The organism is Pseudobutyrivibrio xylanivorans DSM 14809, assembly GCF_900141825.1.
Taxonomy (GTDB): domain Bacteria; phylum Bacillota; class Clostridia; order Lachnospirales; family Lachnospiraceae; genus Pseudobutyrivibrio; species Pseudobutyrivibrio xylanivorans.
In genome coordinates, this window is the sequence record NZ_FQYQ01000015.1 from 40,890 (window position 1) to 61,025 (window position 20,136).

Annotated in this window: 18 protein-coding genes; all 18 read left to right on the plus strand. The window is 37.4% G+C overall.

All coding sequences use genetic code 11. The features are described 5' to 3' along the window. Positions 1–19 precede the first annotated feature (19 nt). The gene (gene glmS / locus BUA88_RS10900) at positions 20–1,852 is read left to right on the plus strand and encodes a glutamine--fructose-6-phosphate transaminase (isomerizing) (protein ID WP_072917779.1); all 1,833 of its coding nucleotides are present in this window, start codon (positions 20–22) and stop codon (positions 1,850–1,852) included. A gap of 113 nt (positions 1,853–1,965) precedes the next feature. Next, positions 1,966–3,342 (plus strand): S1C family serine protease, encoded by a 1,377-nt coding sequence (locus BUA88_RS10905; RefSeq protein ID WP_072917783.1) that lies wholly within the window; start codon positions 1,966–1,968, stop codon positions 3,340–3,342. Positions 3,343–3,621: 279 nt separating this feature from the next. After that, on the plus strand, positions 3,622–5,808 hold the full coding sequence (locus tag BUA88_RS10910) for a coiled-coil domain-containing protein (protein ID WP_072917787.1): 2,187 nt from the start codon (positions 3,622–3,624) through the stop codon (positions 5,806–5,808). 13 nt (positions 5,809–5,821) lie between these two features. Continuing rightward, on the plus strand, positions 5,822–7,687 hold the full coding sequence (locus BUA88_RS10915) for a hypothetical protein (protein ID WP_072917791.1): 1,866 nt from the start codon (positions 5,822–5,824) through the stop codon (positions 7,685–7,687). Between the two features lie 22 nt (positions 7,688–7,709). Further along, complete coding sequence (locus BUA88_RS10920) at positions 7,710–8,585, plus strand: hypothetical protein (RefSeq protein ID WP_072917796.1); 876 nt, start codon at positions 7,710–7,712, stop codon at positions 8,583–8,585. Between the two features lie 68 nt (positions 8,586–8,653). Next, a complete protein-coding gene (locus BUA88_RS10925; RefSeq protein WP_072917800.1) occupies positions 8,654–9,091 on the plus strand; it encodes a VanZ family protein in 438 nt (145 codons plus the stop codon). A 79-nt stretch (positions 9,092–9,170) separates the two neighbouring features. After that, a complete protein-coding gene (gene arcC, locus BUA88_RS10930; protein ID WP_072917803.1) occupies positions 9,171–10,103 on the plus strand; it encodes a carbamate kinase in 933 nt (310 codons plus the stop codon). 95 nt (positions 10,104–10,198) lie between these two features. After that, positions 10,199–11,287, plus strand: a complete 1,089-nt coding sequence (locus tag BUA88_RS10935; RefSeq protein ID WP_072917806.1) for a glycosyltransferase family 2 protein — start codon at positions 10,199–10,201, stop codon at positions 11,285–11,287. Positions 11,288–11,350: 63 nt separating this feature from the next. After that, positions 11,351–11,488, plus strand: coding sequence for a hypothetical protein (locus tag BUA88_RS16355; RefSeq protein ID WP_015550308.1), 138 nt, complete (start codon positions 11,351–11,353; stop codon positions 11,486–11,488). Between the two features lie 67 nt (positions 11,489–11,555). Beyond that, on the plus strand, positions 11,556–12,383 hold the full coding sequence (locus tag BUA88_RS10940) for a DUF4422 domain-containing protein (RefSeq protein ID WP_072917810.1): 828 nt from the start codon (positions 11,556–11,558) through the stop codon (positions 12,381–12,383). A gap of 58 nt (positions 12,384–12,441) precedes the next feature. After that, positions 12,442–13,278, plus strand: coding sequence for a metallophosphoesterase (locus BUA88_RS10945; protein ID WP_083572496.1), 837 nt, complete (start codon positions 12,442–12,444; stop codon positions 13,276–13,278). A 20-nt stretch (positions 13,279–13,298) separates the two neighbouring features. Further along, positions 13,299–14,159 (plus strand): dTDP-4-dehydrorhamnose reductase, encoded by an 861-nt coding sequence (rfbD, locus tag BUA88_RS10950; protein ID WP_072917813.1) that lies wholly within the window; start codon positions 13,299–13,301, stop codon positions 14,157–14,159. Positions 14,160–14,181: 22 nt separating this feature from the next. After that, positions 14,182–15,060, plus strand: a complete 879-nt coding sequence (gene rfbA, locus BUA88_RS10955) for a glucose-1-phosphate thymidylyltransferase RfbA (RefSeq protein WP_072917816.1) — start codon at positions 14,182–14,184, stop codon at positions 15,058–15,060. A gap of 21 nt (positions 15,061–15,081) precedes the next feature. Continuing rightward, the gene (gene rfbC / locus BUA88_RS10960; protein WP_072917821.1) at positions 15,082–15,657 is read left to right on the plus strand and encodes a dTDP-4-dehydrorhamnose 3,5-epimerase; all 576 of its coding nucleotides are present in this window, start codon (positions 15,082–15,084) and stop codon (positions 15,655–15,657) included. 1 nt (position 15,658) lies between these two features. Then, a complete protein-coding gene (locus BUA88_RS10965; protein ID WP_072917824.1) occupies positions 15,659–16,897 on the plus strand; it encodes a nucleotide sugar dehydrogenase in 1,239 nt (412 codons plus the stop codon). Positions 16,898–16,911: 14 nt separating this feature from the next. Beyond that, the gene (locus BUA88_RS10970) at positions 16,912–17,565 is read left to right on the plus strand and encodes a NeuD/PglB/VioB family sugar acetyltransferase (protein WP_072917829.1); all 654 of its coding nucleotides are present in this window, start codon (positions 16,912–16,914) and stop codon (positions 17,563–17,565) included. 262 nt (positions 17,566–17,827) lie between these two features. Continuing rightward, on the plus strand, positions 17,828–18,922 hold the full coding sequence (locus BUA88_RS10975; RefSeq protein WP_072917832.1) for a glycosyltransferase family 1 protein: 1,095 nt from the start codon (positions 17,828–17,830) through the stop codon (positions 18,920–18,922). Between the two features lie 11 nt (positions 18,923–18,933). Then, positions 18,934–19,971 carry a glycosyltransferase family 2 protein gene (locus BUA88_RS10980; protein WP_072917836.1) on the plus strand — a complete coding sequence of 346 codons (1,038 nt, stop codon included), beginning with the start codon at positions 18,934–18,936 and terminating at the stop codon, positions 19,969–19,971. Positions 19,972–20,136 lie beyond the last annotated feature (165 nt).

Below are 20,136 nucleotides of genomic sequence, written 5' to 3' on the forward strand. Positions count from 1 at the left end.
AATATAAGAGGAATTAAATATGTGTGGAATAGTTGGATATGTAGGAAAGTCACAGGCAGCACCAATTTTGCTTGATGGACTTAGCAAGTTGGAGTACAGAGGTTATGATTCAGCTGGTATGGCTGTATATGATGGCTCAAAGATTGAGTACGAGAAGGCTAAAGGACGCTTAAAGCTTCTTAGCGAGAAGACTCATGATGGTGCTACTATGCAGGGTACTATTGGTATTGGTCATACACGTTGGGCTACACATGGTGAGCCTAGTGAGACAAATGCTCATCCACATCTTAATGAGGAAGAGACAATCGCTGTTGTTCACAACGGTATTATTGAGAACTACGCTAAGCTTAAGGAAAAGCTTATTAAGCGTGGATATACATTTAAGTCAGAGACAGATACAGAGGTAGTTGCACATCTTCTTGATTACTATTACAAGCAGGGCAATGATCCACTTACATCTGTAACAAAGGTTATGCACCGTGTTGAGGGTGCATACGCACTTGGTATTATTTTTGCAGATTTCCCAGATGAGATTTATTCAGTTCGTAAGGACAGCCCACTCATTGTTGGTCTTGGAAAAGATGGAAATCTTATTGCATCAGATGTACCTGCAGTTCTTAAGTATACTCGTGAGGTATACTTCATCGAGAACGAGGAAATTGCTAAGCTTACAGAGAACAGCATTGAGTTCTATGATGTAGATGGTCAGCCAATCGAAAAACAGTCTAAGACAATCGATTGGGATGTTGACGCAGCAGAAAAGGGTGGTTATGACCACTTCATGATTAAGGAAATCCACGAGGAGCCTAAGACTGTTCGTGATACACTTAATCCACGTATCAAGAATGATAAGGTAGATATTGAGGAGCTTGGTATGACAGACGAGGAGATTAAGGCAATCTCACGTATTCGTATCGTAGCTTGTGGTTCTGCTTATCATACTGGTGTTACAGCTAAGTATGTATTTGAGGAAATGGCTCGTATCCCTGTAGAGGTTGATATCGCATCAGAGTTCAGATATCGTAACCCTATCCTTCAGGACAATGAGCTTGTAATTGCAGTTTCACAGTCAGGTGAGACTGCTGATACAAAGGAAGCAGTTCGTATGGCTCGCGCAATGGGCAATATGACACTTGCTATCGTTAATGTAGTAGGTTCTTCTATCGCACGTGAGGCTGAAAAGGTTATGTACACATGGGCTGGTCCTGAGATTTCAGTTGCCACTACAAAGGCTTACTCAGCTCAGCTTATTGCGTTCTATCTTCTTGCTATGAAGTTTGCAGAGGTTAGAGGACTTCTTGGAGAGGACGAGATGAAGTCTCTGATCCAGGATTTAAAGAAGCTTCCAGAGCAGATTGAGATGCTTCTTGGAAATAAGGAGCGCATCCAGAAGTTTGCAAACAGATTCGTTGCAGCTAAGGACGTATTCTTCATCGGTCGAGGAATCGATTATGCGATTTCTCTCGAGGGCTCACTTAAGCTTAAAGAGATTTCATACATTCACTCTGAGGCATATGCTGCTGGCGAATTAAAGCACGGTACTATCTCTCTTATCGAGGATAATACTCTTGTTGCAGCGGTTGCTACTCAGGATAATGTTTACGCTAAGACAGTTTCAAATATTGTAGAGTGCAAGACTCGTGGTGCTTTCATCCTTGCAGTTACTACAATTGGTAATGAGGATATTGAAAAGGTTGCAGATTATGTAATGTACATTCCTCAGACTAACAGATACTTCACTAACTCACTTGCAATTATTCCATTGCAGCTCTTTGGTTACTATGTATCAGTTGGTAAGGGCTTTGATGTTGATCATCCTAGAAACTTGGCAAAATCAGTTACAGTAGAATAAACCGATTAATAAAGGTAGTAGTTTTTTCTGAAAAAGAACTACTACCTTTCACTTACTTATCACATAAGAGGTTTACACTACGGTTATGTAATTGAGAAAGGAAGGCGAGTACAATGAGCGATTTTTTTAACAACGACAATAGCTCAAATACAGAAGAGCAGAACAACTCAGGAACATATTCATATAAGAAGGACGAAATCAATCAAGGAGAATCTTTCTATCAGTGGTCACCATATGATGATGGCAATAGAGTAAAGAAAAAGAAGACAAGTACTCTTGGCAAGAAGATGGGAAATGCAGCAGCAATTGCAATTGTATTTGGTCTTGTGGCGGGGTTAGCATTCCAGTCAATCGTGGCTGTTACAAACAGACTTTGGGATTTAAATGATGCTAAGCAGCCAGCTATCGAATCTACAGCTGAAAAAGATGACACTGATAAAACAGTAGAATCTACCAGCACAGCTACAGGTACTACAACTTCAACAAAGATTACAACTGATGTATCTGAGATTGCACAGAATGTGCTTCCAGCAATTGTTCAGGTTACTAATGTAGGAATCAAAGAGTATCAGACATTCTTTGGTACAATGCAGCAGCCTACACAGTCAGCAGGCTCAGGTATCATTGTTTCTCAGGATGATGAGAATATCTACATCGCCACAAATAACCATGTTGTTAGCGGAGCAGAAACTCTCACTATCACATTTAATGATGATCAGGCAGTTGAGGGAACAATTAAGGGTACAGACTCATCTTGTGATCTTGCAGTTGTTTCAGTAGCAGTTAAGGATATTCCTTCTGAGACACTTTCAGCTATTAAGGTGGCAACACTTGGTGATTCAGATAATACTGTTGTTGGCGAGGCTGCTATCGTAATTGGTAACGCAATGGGCTACGGCACATCAGTAACAAATGGTATTATCTCAGCTATGAACCGTGAAGTTTCAGTACAGGATGAAGATGGAAACGTAGTTACTAATTCACTTATCCAGACTAATGCAGCAGTTAACCCTGGTAACTCTGGTGGTGCGCTCCTTAATGCAAAGGGCGAGGTCATTGGTATCGTATCAGTAAAGCTTGCTCAGGAAAATGTTGAGGGTATGGGCTATGCAATCCCAATTTCCTTTGCAACATCCATTATCCAGCAGATGGTAGACAATGATGTTGTTTCAGAGCTTGATGCTTCATATCTTGGTATCGCTGGTAAGGACATCACATCAGAGATGTCAGAGCAGTACAACGTTCCTGTTGGAGTTTATGTTGCGCAGGTAGTTTCTGGTTCAGGAGCAGATGAAGCAGGTATTGAAGTAGAAGATGTTATTACTGGCTTTAATGGACGTAAGGTTACTTCAGTAAACACACTTAACAACATCATGCAGTACATTGCAGCAGGCACAACAGTTGATGTAACGGTTGCAAGACATGATAAAGATTACGAAGAGGAAACAATTAAGGTTACCTTAACACGTAGAATTGATAAGGTTCAGTAGACAATAGAATAGAGATTACTGAGGATTAAAGTGGGAAGGCTCCAGATATTTGGAGTCTTCCTTTTTTGTTGCGTTAAATCAAATTGAGGGTAACTAAGTGAGAAATAAACCCCAAAAAGTGCGATTGCACTTCTAAAAATACAATTTCGTGACGAAACTGTGTTGTTGATTTTTGGTTTCCGTGTTATAGTTTATATGCTTTTAACAATGATAATAAGCGCGTATAACGTTTGAGATATAACAATGTAATGTATTATAGGATTTTTTAGGTGGAGCTAAATGAAAACATTAGAACAAATCAATATCGAGAATTTAGATGTAGAAGATATTGAAGAAATGAAGGACATGAAGAAGGATAAGATAAGAATAATGGCTATTATCATTATTACTATTTTATTCCTTCTTTTTTCAACCATTGCAGGAATTATGAAACTGCGTAAAACGGAGCTTGTAAGTGGATACCAGAAGGATTCCTTAGAATCATTTGTGAAGGACACATACGCTGACACAATCAATGAGAAGATTGGTGGCGATTCAAATCTTACTTTTGATGAGATTACTAGCATTATAGCTAGAATGATATCAGAGGAGCTGGATAAGACTAATTCATTTACAGGACCACAATTAAGTGCGGTGGAAAATCTCATCGAGGAGCGTATTTCACTTGCTGGTCCAGGAACTGCAGATCCACAGGTTATCAAAGAAATCACAACTGTTGTTGAAAAGCAGTATGAGACCAACTATGAAAATATGGTTGATTTACATAATCATATACAGACAGTGCTTAATGAAAGTACTAATCAGTCCGATGCTCGCTACAAAGAATTAAAGGAAGTAGATGAGAGAATCTTGAAGTGGATTGAGTCGTCAGGTTCAGATTTTGATGATAAATTTAGAAATCGAGATGGCGAAATCGATGAGCTTAAAAGAAATGTTGAAAACCTGAATAAATTATTGGAGGAGATGAAGAAGGCTGCGCCAAAGCAATCATCTGATAAAAATGAGAGTATAACTGAACTTCAAAATGAAATTAAGAATCTTCTGGGAGCGATAGAACAGCTTAAAGCTGCTGATGATTCAAAGGCAAATAGTACCTATGTTGACGAAAAATATGCAATATTGAAGACGGAGATTTCAACAGTAAACACAAATATAAAAAATCTCGAGCAGTATCTAGATGGAATAAAAGTGGATAAGTTGGCAATAGAAGAAATATCAGAGGCGATAAATAAGCTAAAAGGTGAGATGGGACAAAAGGCCGATAAATCTGAGCTGAGTGCCAAGGCAAATAAGGATGTTGTAGATAAATTAATTGTCCAGCACCAGAGAGATTTTGAAACACTTAAGAATCAATTGGCAGCTTTAAATACAGATATAACTGATTTGAAAGATTTTAAAGATAAAGCAGATAAAAAGTTCGCAACTAAAGATGAACTGAGAAATCTTTCAACACAGGTCGGTGCAATAGATGTTAAGTTTACTGAAGAATATAAGGAGCTTCAACAACTCATTCAGGAGCTTAATACAGCTCTTAAATCTAAAGCCGATTCAAATGATGTAAACAATAAACTGGCTGCAGTAGATGAAACATTACAGCATTTATCTGATAATGATTCAAATCTTATGGACAGGGTAAAGGCCCTTGAAGCTGCTGTCAAAGATACTAATAAAAATGATGGTGTAAACGTTGAACAAACAGACATTACGGTAATTAAAGAGGATTTACAGGCAATGCAGGAATCAGTTGATGAGTTGAAAAAGCTTGTAAACCAAAAGGCAAACCAAGCAGATTTTACAACGGCCATCAATTCACTTAATGAAAAGGATGAGACACTCGCTACAAGCATAAATGACAGAAAAGCTGAAATCATTGAATTATCAAGCAGGGTAGATAAAATTGAAAACCGTCTTCTGGCTGTAGAAGGGTACAGAAGTGATATCAATTCGCTTATAGAAGATGTTAATAGCATCAAAAAAGATTTTGATAACTACTACACCAAGGATGAAGTAAATATCAGTATACAGAATCAATTCAATAAAATTCAAAAGATTACAGATGAAATACAGAAACTTGATTCTGCCGCAATTCAAGATATATACAAGAAAATTGATGAATTAAAAGGAAAAGTAGATACAAAGGCAGATAAAGCTGATTTAGATTCAAAAGCCGATAAGAAGGCTTTAGATTCAAAGGCTGATATAAAGGACCTTGAAACTAAAGCAAGCAAAGATGATTTGGCTAAAAAGGCTAATATATCTGATCTCGAAAATAAAGCAGACAAGGATGATTTAAAAAACAAGGCCGATAAGTCAGATATAGAAGGTCTTGCAAAAGAAGAAGGAAATATTACAACTAACAATATTAACAATTATATTAATCAGGATGAAAAATACACTTATACAGTGTCTGATTATGTTGTAAATGGAGAAGTGGAACACAAGCTTATTATTACAGAAAATAGGTAGGAGTGAATATTCTATGAGAAGCAAACTGGCAAAAAAGTTTATAGTACTTATAGCATGCCTTTCTATTTTTAGTGTATTCGCATCAAATAGTGTGCATACTGCAGATGCTGAGGGCGCATCATATGTGGCTCTTGGAGCCGCACAAAGCGGTAATGGAGTGGGACTTACATGGACTCCCGAAGGGAATAATTATTATAGAATCCTCAGGGCTAATGATAAGGATGGGTATTCGAAATTCACTCCAGTAGCTTTTAATACACAAAATGGTGTAATGCCAATGAAGAACGAGGTTATTGATGTTTTGCCTATTGTGCCTACACGAGGAGCAGCAAATTTCCTTAAGATATGGCTTAGTGGTGTTGAGAATTTAAATATCAATATTATGAATCCTGTATCATTTGAAGATTTTAATGAAAACACAGATGATGGGCAAAATAAATATTTATACAAAAGCCATGGTGCTTCTGCTGATGTAGATATAATCTTTTTCGGTGCAGCTGATTCAAATGGCCAAAAGGATTTAAGTGAAAAAGCTCGTCAGTCAGTTAGATATTTTATAGAAAAAAATAATGGTGGAGTAATTTTTGCTCACGATACAATCGCTTTGGGGGAATCCCCAGCCAAATATAATAATACCTGGTCTAAATTCTGGGAGTTGTGCAAAGCAATAAAATTAATAGATTCCTATGATGGATATTATAAAAATAATGATGTTTATAATAATAATCAAAATAATAAATCAAACGAATCTAATAGAATCAAGATGACAAAGACGGGTTTGTTAACCTCATATCCGTACATTATAGGTCTTGAACCGGGAGAGGTATATGAAGTAGGTTTATCGCATAATGTAGGACAGGCTGTTTTTAATAATAATGATAAATGGTTTGAGTTTTACGAAAGTAAGAAGCCCTCGGACACAGAGGAAAGCAATTTTTTCCTGACGACACATGGGAAAACGGCCATGATACAAACAGGACATTCTTCTTATGTTACTGTAAAAGAAATGATGATTATTGCTAATTTGATTTACTACATAGGAAGTAATCAAAGTACAGATAGTTTTTATGATAGAGAAGCTACAGATATCACTAGTCCTACAGTAGCTGCAGAGTCAGTATCGGTAGCTAGTGGAAACATGGTATTAAAAATAACTACAGATGATGTTGGTACTAAATATACATATCTTATTAATGAGTACAAAAGAGATGCTGACATGGGTAAGGCAGCTAACAGAAGCGGCTATCAAAATTGTGAGGTGAAATCTGGCTTAAAAGAATGCTATTACCTTATAGATGGAAATGAGAATGTTAATCCTGAAAATTCAAAGTTTCAAAAATTAACATTGAAAAATTCTTCAAAAGGCTCTGTCAGTGAAATAAACTGTATTATTAAAAATAAGGATCAATATTTACACATAAAATCTATAGACAATGCAGGGAATAAAACTACTCAGACATATAGAATTTTAGGTGATAGTTCAAGTCCAATTATCAAGATAGGAGACGGTATAAAGGACGAGAATTCACCGGCAATTCATGAAGAAGATTTATCAGAAATTGAGGTTCATGATGTTCAAACCGATGGAGAAACAATGTCTGATGTAAAAGGCTATGCTTTATCAGAGGCAAATAAGTGCCCATCAGATAAGGAGTTTGTAAAGGATAAAAATGGGTTAGATTTAAAAAAATATGGCTCAGGCTATAAATGGCTTTGGGTAAAGGATTATGCGGGAAACACATCCAAAACAAAAATCTATATTCATTCGGATTTGATATTTAAGGATAAAGATGGCAATAGCGTAGAAATCAATAGTGTTGAATTCAACGGTGTGGAAATGAATAAATATTATTTTGGAGATAAGAAAATTTTTTATTAATATATTAAGGGGATAAATGATAATGTTAAAAAAGTATAGAAAAATACTTCTAGTTATGGTGGCAACAGTATTGCTTATTTCGAACAAGGCATTTGCCGAAGAAACTGAAGAAAAAGTAATAGAGGACACAACATATGCCACTGTTTCAGAGGATGTTGCATCTGATGAAAAGGAGAATATTGTTGATTCAAATCTTGAAAATGAAAAACAGGATGAGATAGAAAAAACTGATGAGAACGAAGCTGAAGATGCTGTTGCTGATGATTCTAAACTAGAAGAAGCTGATGCTTTGCAGCAGAAAGATGAGGATTTACTAGAAGAAGAGGATGAAGTCGAGCTGATAGAGCAGACCTTCACTGCAATTTTAGATGGTCATAAGATAGAAATAGTAGGCAATTTGCCGAAAGGAGCAGCTGTATCGGTAAATGAATTGACAGATGTTAGAGCTATAACATACAGAGTGCTAGAGGCCATTGATAATGGTAGTGGCTATTTTGAAAAAGAATCATTTGAGATTTATATGAGCTATGAGGAAGATGGAAAGACAAAAAACTTTGTTCCATCCGATTTTGATAAAGATTGCCAGATAACAGTTACAGGAATTGGTGGACAAAGAAATGTAGCTGCATTTGTTCTTGGTGATGAATGTGAAAAAATAAGTAACTCCTCTACTTTTACAATGACGAATGAGTCAAAATTTACTGTAGGAGAAATATTTGATACAGATACTTCTATTGTTGGGACTACAGCAAATGGGGAAAAAAACTGTAAGATATACGCCAAAGGTGATGGGGTAGAATACAGTGCAGATGTAAATAAAGACGGTTGGTATTTATTTACTGACGTTGATTATTCAATGGCCCATTTTGGATGTTCATTTGAAATCACAACTGAATAGTTTAAATTTTCGGCAGGACTTTGTTCCTGCCGATTGTTTTATGTGAATGATATGGTACAATAACACCTATGAAAAAGAGTAAGATTATTTTAGGAATTTTGATTGTGGCATGGCTTGGCGTTATTTGGGGACACAGTATGCAGCCGGCAGTAGTTTCAGATGGAGAAAGTGGTAAGTGGCTGGAAGTACTTTCGAAGATTTTTCCTTTTCTAAGAGGAGAAAATGGAATGTATTATGTCAGAAAGGCAGCACACTTTACAGAATATGCAATCCTTGGAGTGTTGTTGGCACTTGAGCTTTCACACTTCGTAAAAGGATGGCTTAGAAGATTCTTTGAACCACTTGCTTTTGCTCTTTCAGCATCATTTATTGATGAGACAATCCAATTATTTGTGGAAGGTCGTTCAGGACAGGTTTCAGATATGTGGATTGATACAGCAGGAGCAGCACTTGGAATTTTAATCACACTTGCGATTATCGGAAATCGCAGAGGTAAAAGATATTAATAGTGTCTACTGGGTATTGTTATGGTAGAATTATTACATAATTTATAATAGTTAAAGGCAAACAATTCGGAGGCATCATATGAGCAAAAAGAGAATAGTTATTGCACTTGGTCATGACGCACTTGGCACAACTGTGCTGGAGCAGTGGAACGCTACAAAGCGTACAGCGGTAGCAGTGGCAGAATTTATCGGGCAGGATTATCAGGTGGTCATCACCCATAGCAATGGCCCACAGGTAGGTATGATTCACACAGCACTTTCAGAGTTCTATCAGAATCATCCTGATTACACACCTACACCTATGTCGGTTTGTTCGGCAATGAGTCAAGGCTACATTGGCTACGATTTGCAGCAGGCTATTCGTTCTGAGCTTGTAGGACGTGGAATTTACAAGCCAGTATCTACAGTACTTACACAGGTTACTGTAGACCCATATGATGAAGCTTTTTATAAGCCAACAAAAATCATCGGAAGAATCCTTACAGAAGAAGAGGCCGAGGCTGAGGAGGCTAAGGGAAATCACACAGTTAAGGTTGAGGGCGGATTCCGTAGAATCGTGGCAGCTCCAAAGCCAATGGAGATAGTAGAGATTGATGCTATCAAGGCACTTTGTGATGCAGATCAGGTGGTTATTGCAGCAGGCGGTGGCGGCATTCCAGTCCTCACTCAGGATAATAAATTAAAGGGTGCTTCTGCAGTAGTTGAGAAGGATACAGCGGCAGGTCTTCTTGCTTCTGAGCTTGATGCAGATATGCTTGTTATCCTTACATCGGTTACAAAGGTTTGTAAGAATTTTGGTCAGGCTGATGAGGAGCCACTTGATTACATTTCAGTGGCTGAGGCAAAGAAGATGCTTGCAGCAGGAGAATTTGGTGCGACAGATATGGCTCCAAAGATTCAGGCAGCTATTGATTACATTGGCGATTCAGCTATTCGTAAGGTGCTTATTACAAAGCTTTCAGATGCTGGTAATGCGGTAGGCGGCCAGACAGGAACAATGATTGGAAAGTAATACTAGATTGGACATCCTTGGGATGTCCAATTTTTTGGATATGAGCAAGCCCCTAGGTCTTTGACAGCCCAGGGGTTTTTGGTTATTATGTCAATATGAGCGAAGAAATAAAATTTTCCGTGATAATGCCTACATACGGAGTGGGCGAATATATTGGTGATGCTTTAGGCTGTCTCATGATGCAATCCTACGACAACTTCGAAGTTATTATTGTGGATGATTGTTCACCTGATAATAGTGCAGATATTGCTCGTAGTTTTATTAATCGTGACGACAGATTTTTGTATATAAAACATCCTGAAAATCAAGGCGTATCAGCTGCAAGAAATACAGGTATTGAACATGCTACAGGGGATTATATTCTCTTTTTGGATCCGGATGATTTATATGAGAAAAATCTATTGAGAGTGTGTGCTGCAGCATTGGAACGAAATCCCGTTGATCTTTTAGTCTATAGTCACACAGAAGATTATCGTAATTACGAATCAGGAAAAATTGATTATATGAAAGCAATCACCTTGGAATTGCTGGATTATGATGATGATATGCTTACCACAAATGATCCTGTCACAATCCATAGATTAGCAATGCAGATGGAAGAAATAACAATGCTTGGCTATCCATGGAATAAGTGTTACAAAGCAAGTGTAATTAAGGATAATAATCTTCGATTTGAAAAGATAAAGCATGTTGAGGATATTCTTTTTAACTGTGATGTGCTTGATTTTACAGAGTCACTTACTATATTAAACGATGTTCTTTATCACTATAGAAATCAGGGGCAGATGCGCCTGACTGGTGGTGATATTGATGATTATTTTGAACTTCAAAAAATACGTGTTAAGAGAATTTTTGACCAACAGCAGAAATGGAAGACCTGTGATTTTGAGGCTCTTGGTATTTTGTCGAAGGAATACTTTAGAAGTTTTCAGTCTGCTATGGTTCGTCAGTTGGAGACAAAGACAAAAACAGATGAGATTTTAAAGTGGTGTAAAAATGAAGCTCAGACTCCTATTTACCAGGAGATGAGGAAATATCTTCCAGATAATTCTCGTACCATAAAGATGCTTTACAAGCCTTTGGCAGAGGGTATGTTTGGGACTGCACTCAAACGCGCACGCCTTATGGAGTATACAAAACACTACTTCCCAGGAGTGTTCAATAGAGCTAAGCAGCTGCGATAGTCGACAGGTTTGCTTTTAGTTTTGAAAAGTTTTATAATAGTAGCGTGAGAAGGAGGGTTTACCATGACTGAGGGCGGTTTTTTAATTTTCTTTTTTGCATTAATATTGTTAGTTGTCATTGTTGCAGTTATTGCAGTGGTATCTGCGGTTTCAGGTGCTGCGGCAGCAATTGTAGACGAAGAGGACGGCGAAGAGGATTAGTAAATCCGATTATGATTACAAAAGGCGTCTATGGGTATAGGCGTCTTTTTTTATGGGAGACTAGAGCTTGGATATCAAAATATTTATAGCTACACATAAGCCTTGTCAGCTGCCAGAACAATCATGTTACATACCTATTCAGGTTGGCGCCCAAGGGAAAGATCCAATTTCATACAGTCAGGTTGGTATTTCGGACAAAACAGGCAACATCACTCGTGATGATGAAGGAGAGAATATATCTCAGAAAAATCCGTTTTATTGTGAGCTGACAGCCACTTATTATATATGGAAAAATATCACAGCTGATGTAGTGGGGCTTTGCCATTACAGACGCTACTTTGCTAGTAAAAAGAATCTTGGTACAGATACAGCACCTTTTGAAAATGTTCTGACTGAGGCAGAAATCGAAAGACTGATGGCGGAGTCGGATGTTATTATTCCAAAGCGAAATAAATACTTCATAGAGACGCTTTACAGTCATTACGCCCACACTATGGATGGAATGCATCTGGATGTGGCCAGAGAAGTGATGGCTCAAGTATGCCCTGAGGATTTGAAGTACATGGATGCTATTTTTTCTAGAACTAATGGTAGTATGTACAATATGTGTATCATGAAAAAAGATATATTCGACCAGTATAGCCAGTGGCTTTTTGCGCTATTAGCAGGTGTTGAAGAACGAGTTGATTTGACGGGGCTTACGGATTTTCAGGCCCGTCTTTTTGGACGCGTTAGTGAAATACTTATGAATGTATGGATTCTTAAAATTCAATCAGAAGGGAAGGTTGTCACAGAAGTGACGGCGGCTTATTCTGAAAAGATTAACTGGATTAAGAAAGGTTATTGGTTCCTTCAAGCAAAGTTTTTTGGAAAGAAATACACAAAGAGTGCATAAATTCATGCTAAACTTAGTACGTGTGGGATATGCACTTTTTAGAATGAAGGAATGATTTATGAAGGTGAAAATAAAGAAAAGAACAGGGCTAAAGATATTTTTAGCTGTTCTTATCTTGTTATCATTAGGATTTGTTAGCCCTTTAAAAGTAACAAAATACGATTTGTATCTTTCTACATTACCGGAAGAATTTGATGGATATAAGATTGTCCAGATAAGTGATTTTCATTGCAGGGAATTTGGAGATAAAGAAGAAAATCTAATCAGGGTTGTTAAGAAACAAAAGCCTGATTTGATTGTTCTTACAGGCGATATTGTAGATGAGGAGCATACCATAGAAGAAGCTGATTTCCTATTGGCAGGGTTATCCGGTGTTGCTCCTATGTATTATGTTACGGGGAATCATGAATATTATACGAATGGTCCATTGGGCGGTGCGCCTTATGAACAGTTCAGAGAGTTATGCTATGAGTATGGGATTAAGATTCTTGATAATGAAAAATGCCCTATAGAAAAAGATGGGGCAAAGATTTATATTAGTGGATTGGATTGGAGAAATTCGTCTGCTAATATGCGTGATGTTTTAGGATATGCTGATTTGGATTATTTTAATATTCTATTATGTCACGATGCCTCAAAGTTTAATTTTCTATCTGAGTACGGTTATGATATAGTGTTTACTGGTCATATTCATGGCGGGCTTGTACGTATTCCTTTTAAGGGAGGAGTATTTGCTTCCGATTACACATTCTTTCCTAAATATGACCACGGTGTATATATAGAAAAGAACTCCACTATGGTGTGCAGTTCTGGACTGGGTGATGCCAGAATACCTCGCTGGAATAATCCAAGAGAGGTTGTTTTTGTGAAATTACATAAGGATAAAATCCAATAGTTATAAAGAAGGAAATTTATATGAGAAAAATTTTGGTTACAGGTTGCAATGGACAGCTTGGCCGTGCAATCCAGAATGAGTATAAGGATGAGGTAGAGTTTATCCTTACAGATGTTGTTGAGGGTGAGAAGATTTCACCACTTAACATTATGGATTTAGAAGAGGTGCTTAGCTTTATTGAGGCTAAGAAGCCAGATGTAATTATTAACTGTGCAGCAGCTACTAATGTAGATGGCTGTGAAAAGGACTGGGATTTTGCTTACAAGCTTAATGCTCTTGGCCCTAGAAATCTTGCTATTGCAGCTTCAAAAGTTGGAGCAAAGCTTGTGCATGTAAGTACAGATTATGTATTCCCAGGAAATGCTACAAAGCCTATCACAGAGTTTGACCAGCCAGCGCCTATCAGTGCTTATGGAAAGACTAAGTATGAGGGTGAGAAATTTGTTCAGCAGTTTGCAGATAAATGGTTTATCGTTCGTACAGCATGGCTTTATGGAGATGGAAAGAATTTTGTTAAGACTATGCTTAGCTTAGCAGAGACTCATGACGAGCTTTCAGTAGTTTGTGATCAGCTTGGTTCACCAACATCAGCAGTTGAGCTTGCCCGTATGATTCATCATCTCGAGCCTACAGAGAATTATGGAATCTTCCATGGTACATGTGAAGGTGATACAAACTGGGCAGATTTTACAGAAGAAATTTTTAAGCTCAAGGGTATTAACGTAAAGGTTAATCATGTTACAAGTGAGGAGTACAAGAAGATGAATCCTGCAAGTGCAGACAGACCTCACTATTCAATTTTAGATAACTATATGCTTCGCCTTACAAGCGGCTACAAGATGGCTGATTGGAAGGACGCATTAAAAGAATATTTAAACTAACCGGAAGGAGCGAAAGCTTATAATGAAAGGTATTATTTTAGCAGGTGGTTCGGGAACAAGACTTTACCCATTGACAAAGGCTATTAGTAAGCAGATTATGCCTATCTATGATAAGCCAATGATTTATTATCCATTATCTACACTTATGTTGGCAGGTATTCGCGAGGTACTTATTATTTCTACACCAAGAGATCTTCCTGTTTTTAAGGAGCTTTTAGGTGATGGAAAGCAGCTTGGAATGGATATCCAGTATGCAGTTCAGGAGGCTCCAAACGGTCTTGCTGAGGCATTTATTATTGGTGCAGATTTTATCGGAAGCGATGCAGTTGCACTTGTACTTGGTGATAATATTTTCTATGGTCAGTCATTCTCTAAGGTGCTTCTTTCTGCAGCTGAAAGAACTGAGTCTGAGCCTGGTGCTACAATCTTTGGATACTATGTACGTGATCCAAGAGAGTACGGTGTAGTAGAGTTTGATGAGAATGGCGTTGCTATTTCCATCGAGGAAAAGCCAGAGAAGCCAAAGAGCAATTATGCTGTTCCAGGACTTTATTTCTATGATAATTCGGTTGTTGAGATTGCTAAGACAATCACTCCTTCAGCAAGAGGAGAGCTTGAAATTACAGCTGTTAACAACGCATATTTACAAAGAGGAAATCTCCATGTAGAAACACTTGGACGTGGATTTGCATGGCTTGATACAGGAAATCACGATATGCTTCTTCAGGCAGCTGAGTTTGTCAGCACATTCCAGAAGAGACAAGGAATGTATGTATCTTGCATCGAGGAGATTGCATACAAGCGCGGCTTCATTAATAAGGAGCAGCTTCTTAAGCTTGCCGAACCTCTTATGAAGACAGACTACGGTAAGTATCTCGTAGATGTATCTAATGGACTATAAAATGGTAAGGAAGATTTAACAATGGCAATTACAGTAGAGAAAAATGTTAATGGTATAGAAGGCTTATGTGTTATCACTCCAAAGGTATTCGGTGATGACCGTGGGTATTTTATTGAGACATATAGTCAGAGAGATATGGAGGCTGAGGGACTTAATTATACATTCGTTCAGGACAATCAGTCTGCCAGCAAGAAAGGTGTTCTTCGTGGACTTCACTTCCAGAAGGAGTACGCACAGGATAAGCTTGTTCGCGTAATTTCTGGTGAGGTTTATGATGTGGCAGTTGATCTTCGCCCAGGTTCACCTACATTTGGTAAGCACTATGGAATTCTTCTTTCAGCTGAGAATAAAAAGCAGTTCCTTGTTCCAAAGGGATTTGCTCATGGATTCTTAGTAGTTAGTGATTTCGCAGAGTTCTGCTATAAGGTTACAGATTTTTATCATCCAAATGATGAGGGGGGACTCGCATTTGATGATCCAGATATTAATGTTCAGTGGCCAATACCAGAAGGAATGACAAAGGCTGATTTGATTCTTTCTGATAAGGACAAGATTAACCCAAGCTTTAAGGAATATTGCGCAGAGAGAGGACTGTAAAATGAAAATTGCGGTAGCAGGTACAGGCTATGTAGGACTATCGATTGCTACATTGTTGGCACAGCATCATGAGGTTCACGCTGTAGATGTTATTCCTGAAAAGGTAGAAAAGATTAATAAGAAGATTTCTCCAATTCAGGATGAGTATATCGAAAAGTATCTTGCTGAAAAGGAATTAAATTTAGTGGCGACACTGGATGCTGAGGAAGCATATACGGATGCAGAATTTGTTGTTATTGCAGCACCTACAAATTATGATTCTCAGACACAGTATTTTGATACATCGGCAGTAGAGAAAGTTATCGAGCTGGTAATCAAATACAATCCAAATGCGATTATGGTTATCAAGTCTACAATTCCTGTAGGCTATACAAAATCAATTAGAGAAAAGTTCAATTCAAAGAACATCATGTTCAGCCCGGAGTTTCTTCGTGAAAGCAAGGCATTATATGATAACTTGTATCCTTCAAGAATCATTGTTGGTACAGATTTAGAGGATGAGAGATTAGTTAAGGCAGCTCATACATTTGCAGGGCTTCTTCAGGAAGGTGCCATAAAAGAGGATATCGATACTCTTTACATGGGATTCACCGAGGCTGAGGCAGTAAAGCTTTTTGCTAATACATATCTTGCTCTTAGAGTTTCATATTTCAATGAGCTTGATACCTATGCTGAGATGAAAGGACTTAATACAGAGCAGATTATCAACGGCGTTTGCCTTGATCCTCGTATTGGTTCTCATTATAATAATCCATCTTTTGGCTACGGCGGATATTGCTTACCAAAGGATACAAAGCAGCTCCTTGCAAACTATAAGGATGTGCCACAGGATATGATGTCAGCTATCGTGGAGAGTAATAAGACTCGTAAGGATTTCATCGCCGACAGAGTTCTCCAAAAGGCTGGATATTATGGATATTCAGAGGGCAACACATGGAATGCTGCAAGTGAGAAGCAGGTAACAGTTGGTGTGTACCGCCTCACTATGAAGTCTAATTCAGATAATTTCCGTCAGAGTTCAATTCAGGGAATTATGAAGCGTATTAAGGCTAAGGGAGCTACAGTTGTTATTTATGAGCCATCACTTAATGATGGTGACACATTCTTCGGAAGTGTTGTAGTAAACGATTTGCAGAAATTTAAGGACATGAGCGACAGTATTATCGCAAACCGATATGATTCGTGTTTGGATGATGTTATAGATAAGGTTTACACTAGGGATATCTTTAAGAGAGATTAAATCTGAGGTAGCTTATGATTCTGGGGGTTTTTGGAGCTGGAGGCAATGGGAAAACTGTTGTAGATGCGGCGCAGATTTTTTGGGGTAATACATCGCGTTGGGAAAAAATCATTTTTATCGATGATGTTGTTGGTGAGAAAGAGGTTTATCAACATGAGGTTTTTACCTATGAGGAGATGAAAGAAAAATATTCTCCCGACAAAATAGAAATTCTGATAAGTCTGGGCGAGCCTTCTGCCAGAAAGCATGCATATGATATGATAAAGCATGATGGTTACAGGCTGGGACAGCTTATTACACCGGGTTCGGTGTTGCCACAAAACTACAGCTTTGGCGAGGGAGTTATCATACTGGAAGCTGATATTAACAGTGATGTGACTGTTGGTGATAACACTTTTATTTCGGCGGAGGCAATGATAGGTCATGATACGATTATTGGTAATGATTGTATAATAGGACCTCGGGCGTTTATCGCTGGTCATTGCAATATTGGCAATCAGGTTTATATTGGTCCTAATGCAAGCCTTCGAGACAGAATCAACATAGAAGATACAGCGGTTGTTTCTATAGGTGCTGTGGTTTTCAAAAACGTAACAAGCGATTCGATCGCAATCGGTAATCCATCCAGAAGTATGAAGAAGACTGATGATTATCAGGTTTTTAAGTGATAATAATGGAATTATTAAAGGGCGTCCGATGGACGCCCTTTGTGTTGCTGAGTTATGTAAAATTGCTTGGTAAGACGCTATATGATTAATGTAATTTTTTATTGTTGAATATATAAATGTGGCGGAATTGTGAAATGTTACATAATAATTGCAAAAAATACACAGATATTTTTACTAATCAGTAATTGTCAACAGACGGAGCTGAGTTGTATAATTTAGCAATATGGCTGATTATGGGCAAATATAAATAGGGGCTGAGGAAATGATTAGAGTATTACAATGTGTTAACAATATGCATAGAGCTGGCCTTGAAACCATGCTTATGAATTATTATAGAAGAATCGATAGAGAACAGATTCAATTTGATTTTCTTACTCATAGACCAGAGAGAGCGGACTATGATGATGAAATCGAGTCGTTAGGTGGAAAAGTATATTACGCACCACGTTTATACCCACAGAATTTACCAGAATACAATAGATATATGCGTCAGTTCTTTAAGGAACATCCAGAATACAAAATTATGCACTCGCATATTGACCCAATGAGCTACTTGCCATTGAAGGCAGGAAAGAAAGCTGGTGTTCCAATCAGAATTGCACACAGCCACAACACTTCTATTGATAAAGATATGAAGTATTGGCTGAAGATGTACTATCGCGAAAGAATTACTTCAGTTGCTACTGATTTTCTTGCATGCGGTGAAGAAGCCGGTCAGTTCTTATTTAAAGGAAAACCATTTGAAGTTGTTCCTAATGCTATCGAAAAAGACCCATTTCTCTTTAATGAAGATGTTAGAACAAAGAAGAGACAGGAACTTGGTCTTGGTGATGAATTAGTAATTGGACATATTGGAAGAATTTCTTATCAGAAGAATCATAGATTACTGGTTCAGATTTTTAGTAATATAGTTAAGCTTAATCCTAATTCAAAGCTTTTAATCATCGGTGTTGGTGAGAAGGAAGAAGAAATTAGAAAGCTTGTAAATGATTTGGGTATTACTGATAAGGTTCTTTTCCTTGGAAAGAGAACAGATGTAAATGAGTTATATCAGGCAATGGATGCGTTCGTGATGCCTTCATTCTTCGAGGGCGTGCCGGTAGTTGGTGTTGAAGCGCAGTTCGCAAAGCTTCCATGTTTCTTCTCTGATAAAGTACCAGTTGAGGTTTCATTTAGTGAGGCTACATCATTTATCAAACTAGAGGAAGACCCAGCTGTTTGGGCTAAGACTATTTTGGATAAGATGGCATCATTTAAGGATAGAAGAAATATCCAGTTAACTGATAACAGATACGATATCAATGAATCATATATCGTATTAGAAGATATGTATAAGCAATTTTATTCACGTTTATAGAGGGAATAATCATGAGTGGAAAAATTTCAATAATAATACCAGTTTATAATGTAGAAAAATACCTTGACCAGTGTTTAGAGTCTGTTGTGAATCAAACCTATAAAGATTTACAAATTATTCTTGTCGATGATAAGAGCCCAGATGGCTCAGGAGCATTATGCGACGCATGGGTAGATAAAGATAATAGAATTGAAGTAGTTCACAAAGATGTAAATGAAGGCCTGGGATTTGCGAGAAATACAGGTTTGAACTACGTCAAGGGTGACTATATTTTATTTTTAGATTCAGATGATTTTTATGATTTGGATTTATGTGAAAAGACAATGACAGCTATTAAAGAGTCAGATGCTGACATTTGTTATTTCGGACATAAGAAGTATGTTGATGGAAAAACTATCGACAATGATTATGTCATGAATATGAAGGATAAATATGAGGGAAAAGAAATTATTGATGAATTCTTAGCCCAAATAATTGGTCAGGCAGTTGATGAAAGTGGTCTTCCTAAAATAGACATGTCTGCGTGGAGAGTCTTATATAAGAAAGATATTATTTTTGATAACAATGTGAGATTTTGCTCGGAACGAGAATATTTATGTGAAGACTTATTCTTTAGAATTGAGTTATGTAAGTTTATAAAAAAAGTGGCAGTTGTTAAAGAAAATTTATACAACTATAGATATAATGACGATTCATTAACATCTCGTTATAGAGAAGATAGATTCGATGCATCGAAAAGACTATACAATAAGTTGTGTGAAAGCATTGCTGATATTGATAGTGCTGATATTGCAGAACGAGCAATCAGATGTTTCATGAATAATCTTATCTTTTGTTTGAAGCAAGAGGAATTTCATAGTAAGAATAGATATTTTAAAGCATTAGGAAGAATTAAGGAATATTCTAGTGATTCTTTGGTTCAAGAATTATTAGTGAAATATCCAATTGATAAAATGAAAAAAACAAATAAGCTCTTGTTTAAAATGGTGTTAAATAAAAGAGCTGTTATTGTGTTCTATTTGGTTAAAGCAAAGAGGATTTTTGGTTAAATGTATTCAATAAAAAAATATATACCTATAAGTTTTACATATATAGCAATAGTTGCAACTATATTCGCATGTTTGGTTAAAACACAGTTCTTTGATTTCACAAGGGTAAGAAATGCGTGCATTTTAGTAGTCGCAGTTTTTGTCATTCTGAATCTAAAGAAGATA

Coding starts and splice junctions, on each gene's coding strand:
- BUA88_RS10915 (WP_072917791.1), top strand. CDS start 5,822: ATGAGAAGCAAACTGGCAAAAAAGTTTATAGTACTTATAGCATGCCTT.
- BUA88_RS10935 (WP_072917806.1), top strand. CDS start 10,199: ATGAGCGAAGAAATAAAATTTTCCGTGATAATGCCTACATACGGAGTG.
- BUA88_RS10910 (WP_072917787.1), top strand. CDS start 3,622: ATGAAAACATTAGAACAAATCAATATCGAGAATTTAGATGTAGAAGAT.
- rfbC (WP_072917821.1), top strand. CDS start 15,082: ATGGCAATTACAGTAGAGAAAAATGTTAATGGTATAGAAGGCTTATGT.
- BUA88_RS10980 (WP_072917836.1), top strand. CDS start 18,934: ATGAGTGGAAAAATTTCAATAATAATACCAGTTTATAATGTAGAAAAA.
- rfbA (WP_072917816.1), top strand. CDS start 14,182: ATGAAAGGTATTATTTTAGCAGGTGGTTCGGGAACAAGACTTTACCCA.
- BUA88_RS16355 (WP_015550308.1), top strand. CDS start 11,351: ATGACTGAGGGCGGTTTTTTAATTTTCTTTTTTGCATTAATATTGTTA.
- BUA88_RS10975 (WP_072917832.1), top strand. CDS start 17,828: ATGATTAGAGTATTACAATGTGTTAACAATATGCATAGAGCTGGCCTT.
- BUA88_RS10925 (WP_072917800.1), top strand. CDS start 8,654: ATGAAAAAGAGTAAGATTATTTTAGGAATTTTGATTGTGGCATGGCTT.
- arcC (WP_072917803.1), top strand. CDS start 9,171: ATGAGCAAAAAGAGAATAGTTATTGCACTTGGTCATGACGCACTTGGC.
- BUA88_RS10965 (WP_072917824.1), top strand. CDS start 15,659: ATGAAAATTGCGGTAGCAGGTACAGGCTATGTAGGACTATCGATTGCT.
- rfbD (WP_072917813.1), top strand. CDS start 13,299: ATGAGAAAAATTTTGGTTACAGGTTGCAATGGACAGCTTGGCCGTGCA.
- BUA88_RS10905 (WP_072917783.1), top strand. CDS start 1,966: ATGAGCGATTTTTTTAACAACGACAATAGCTCAAATACAGAAGAGCAG.
- BUA88_RS10920 (WP_072917796.1), top strand. CDS start 7,710: ATGTTAAAAAAGTATAGAAAAATACTTCTAGTTATGGTGGCAACAGTA.
- BUA88_RS10945 (WP_083572496.1), top strand. CDS start 12,442: ATGAAGGTGAAAATAAAGAAAAGAACAGGGCTAAAGATATTTTTAGCT.
- glmS (WP_072917779.1), top strand. CDS start 20: ATGTGTGGAATAGTTGGATATGTAGGAAAGTCACAGGCAGCACCAATT.
- BUA88_RS10970 (WP_072917829.1), top strand. CDS start 16,912: ATGATTCTGGGGGTTTTTGGAGCTGGAGGCAATGGGAAAACTGTTGTA.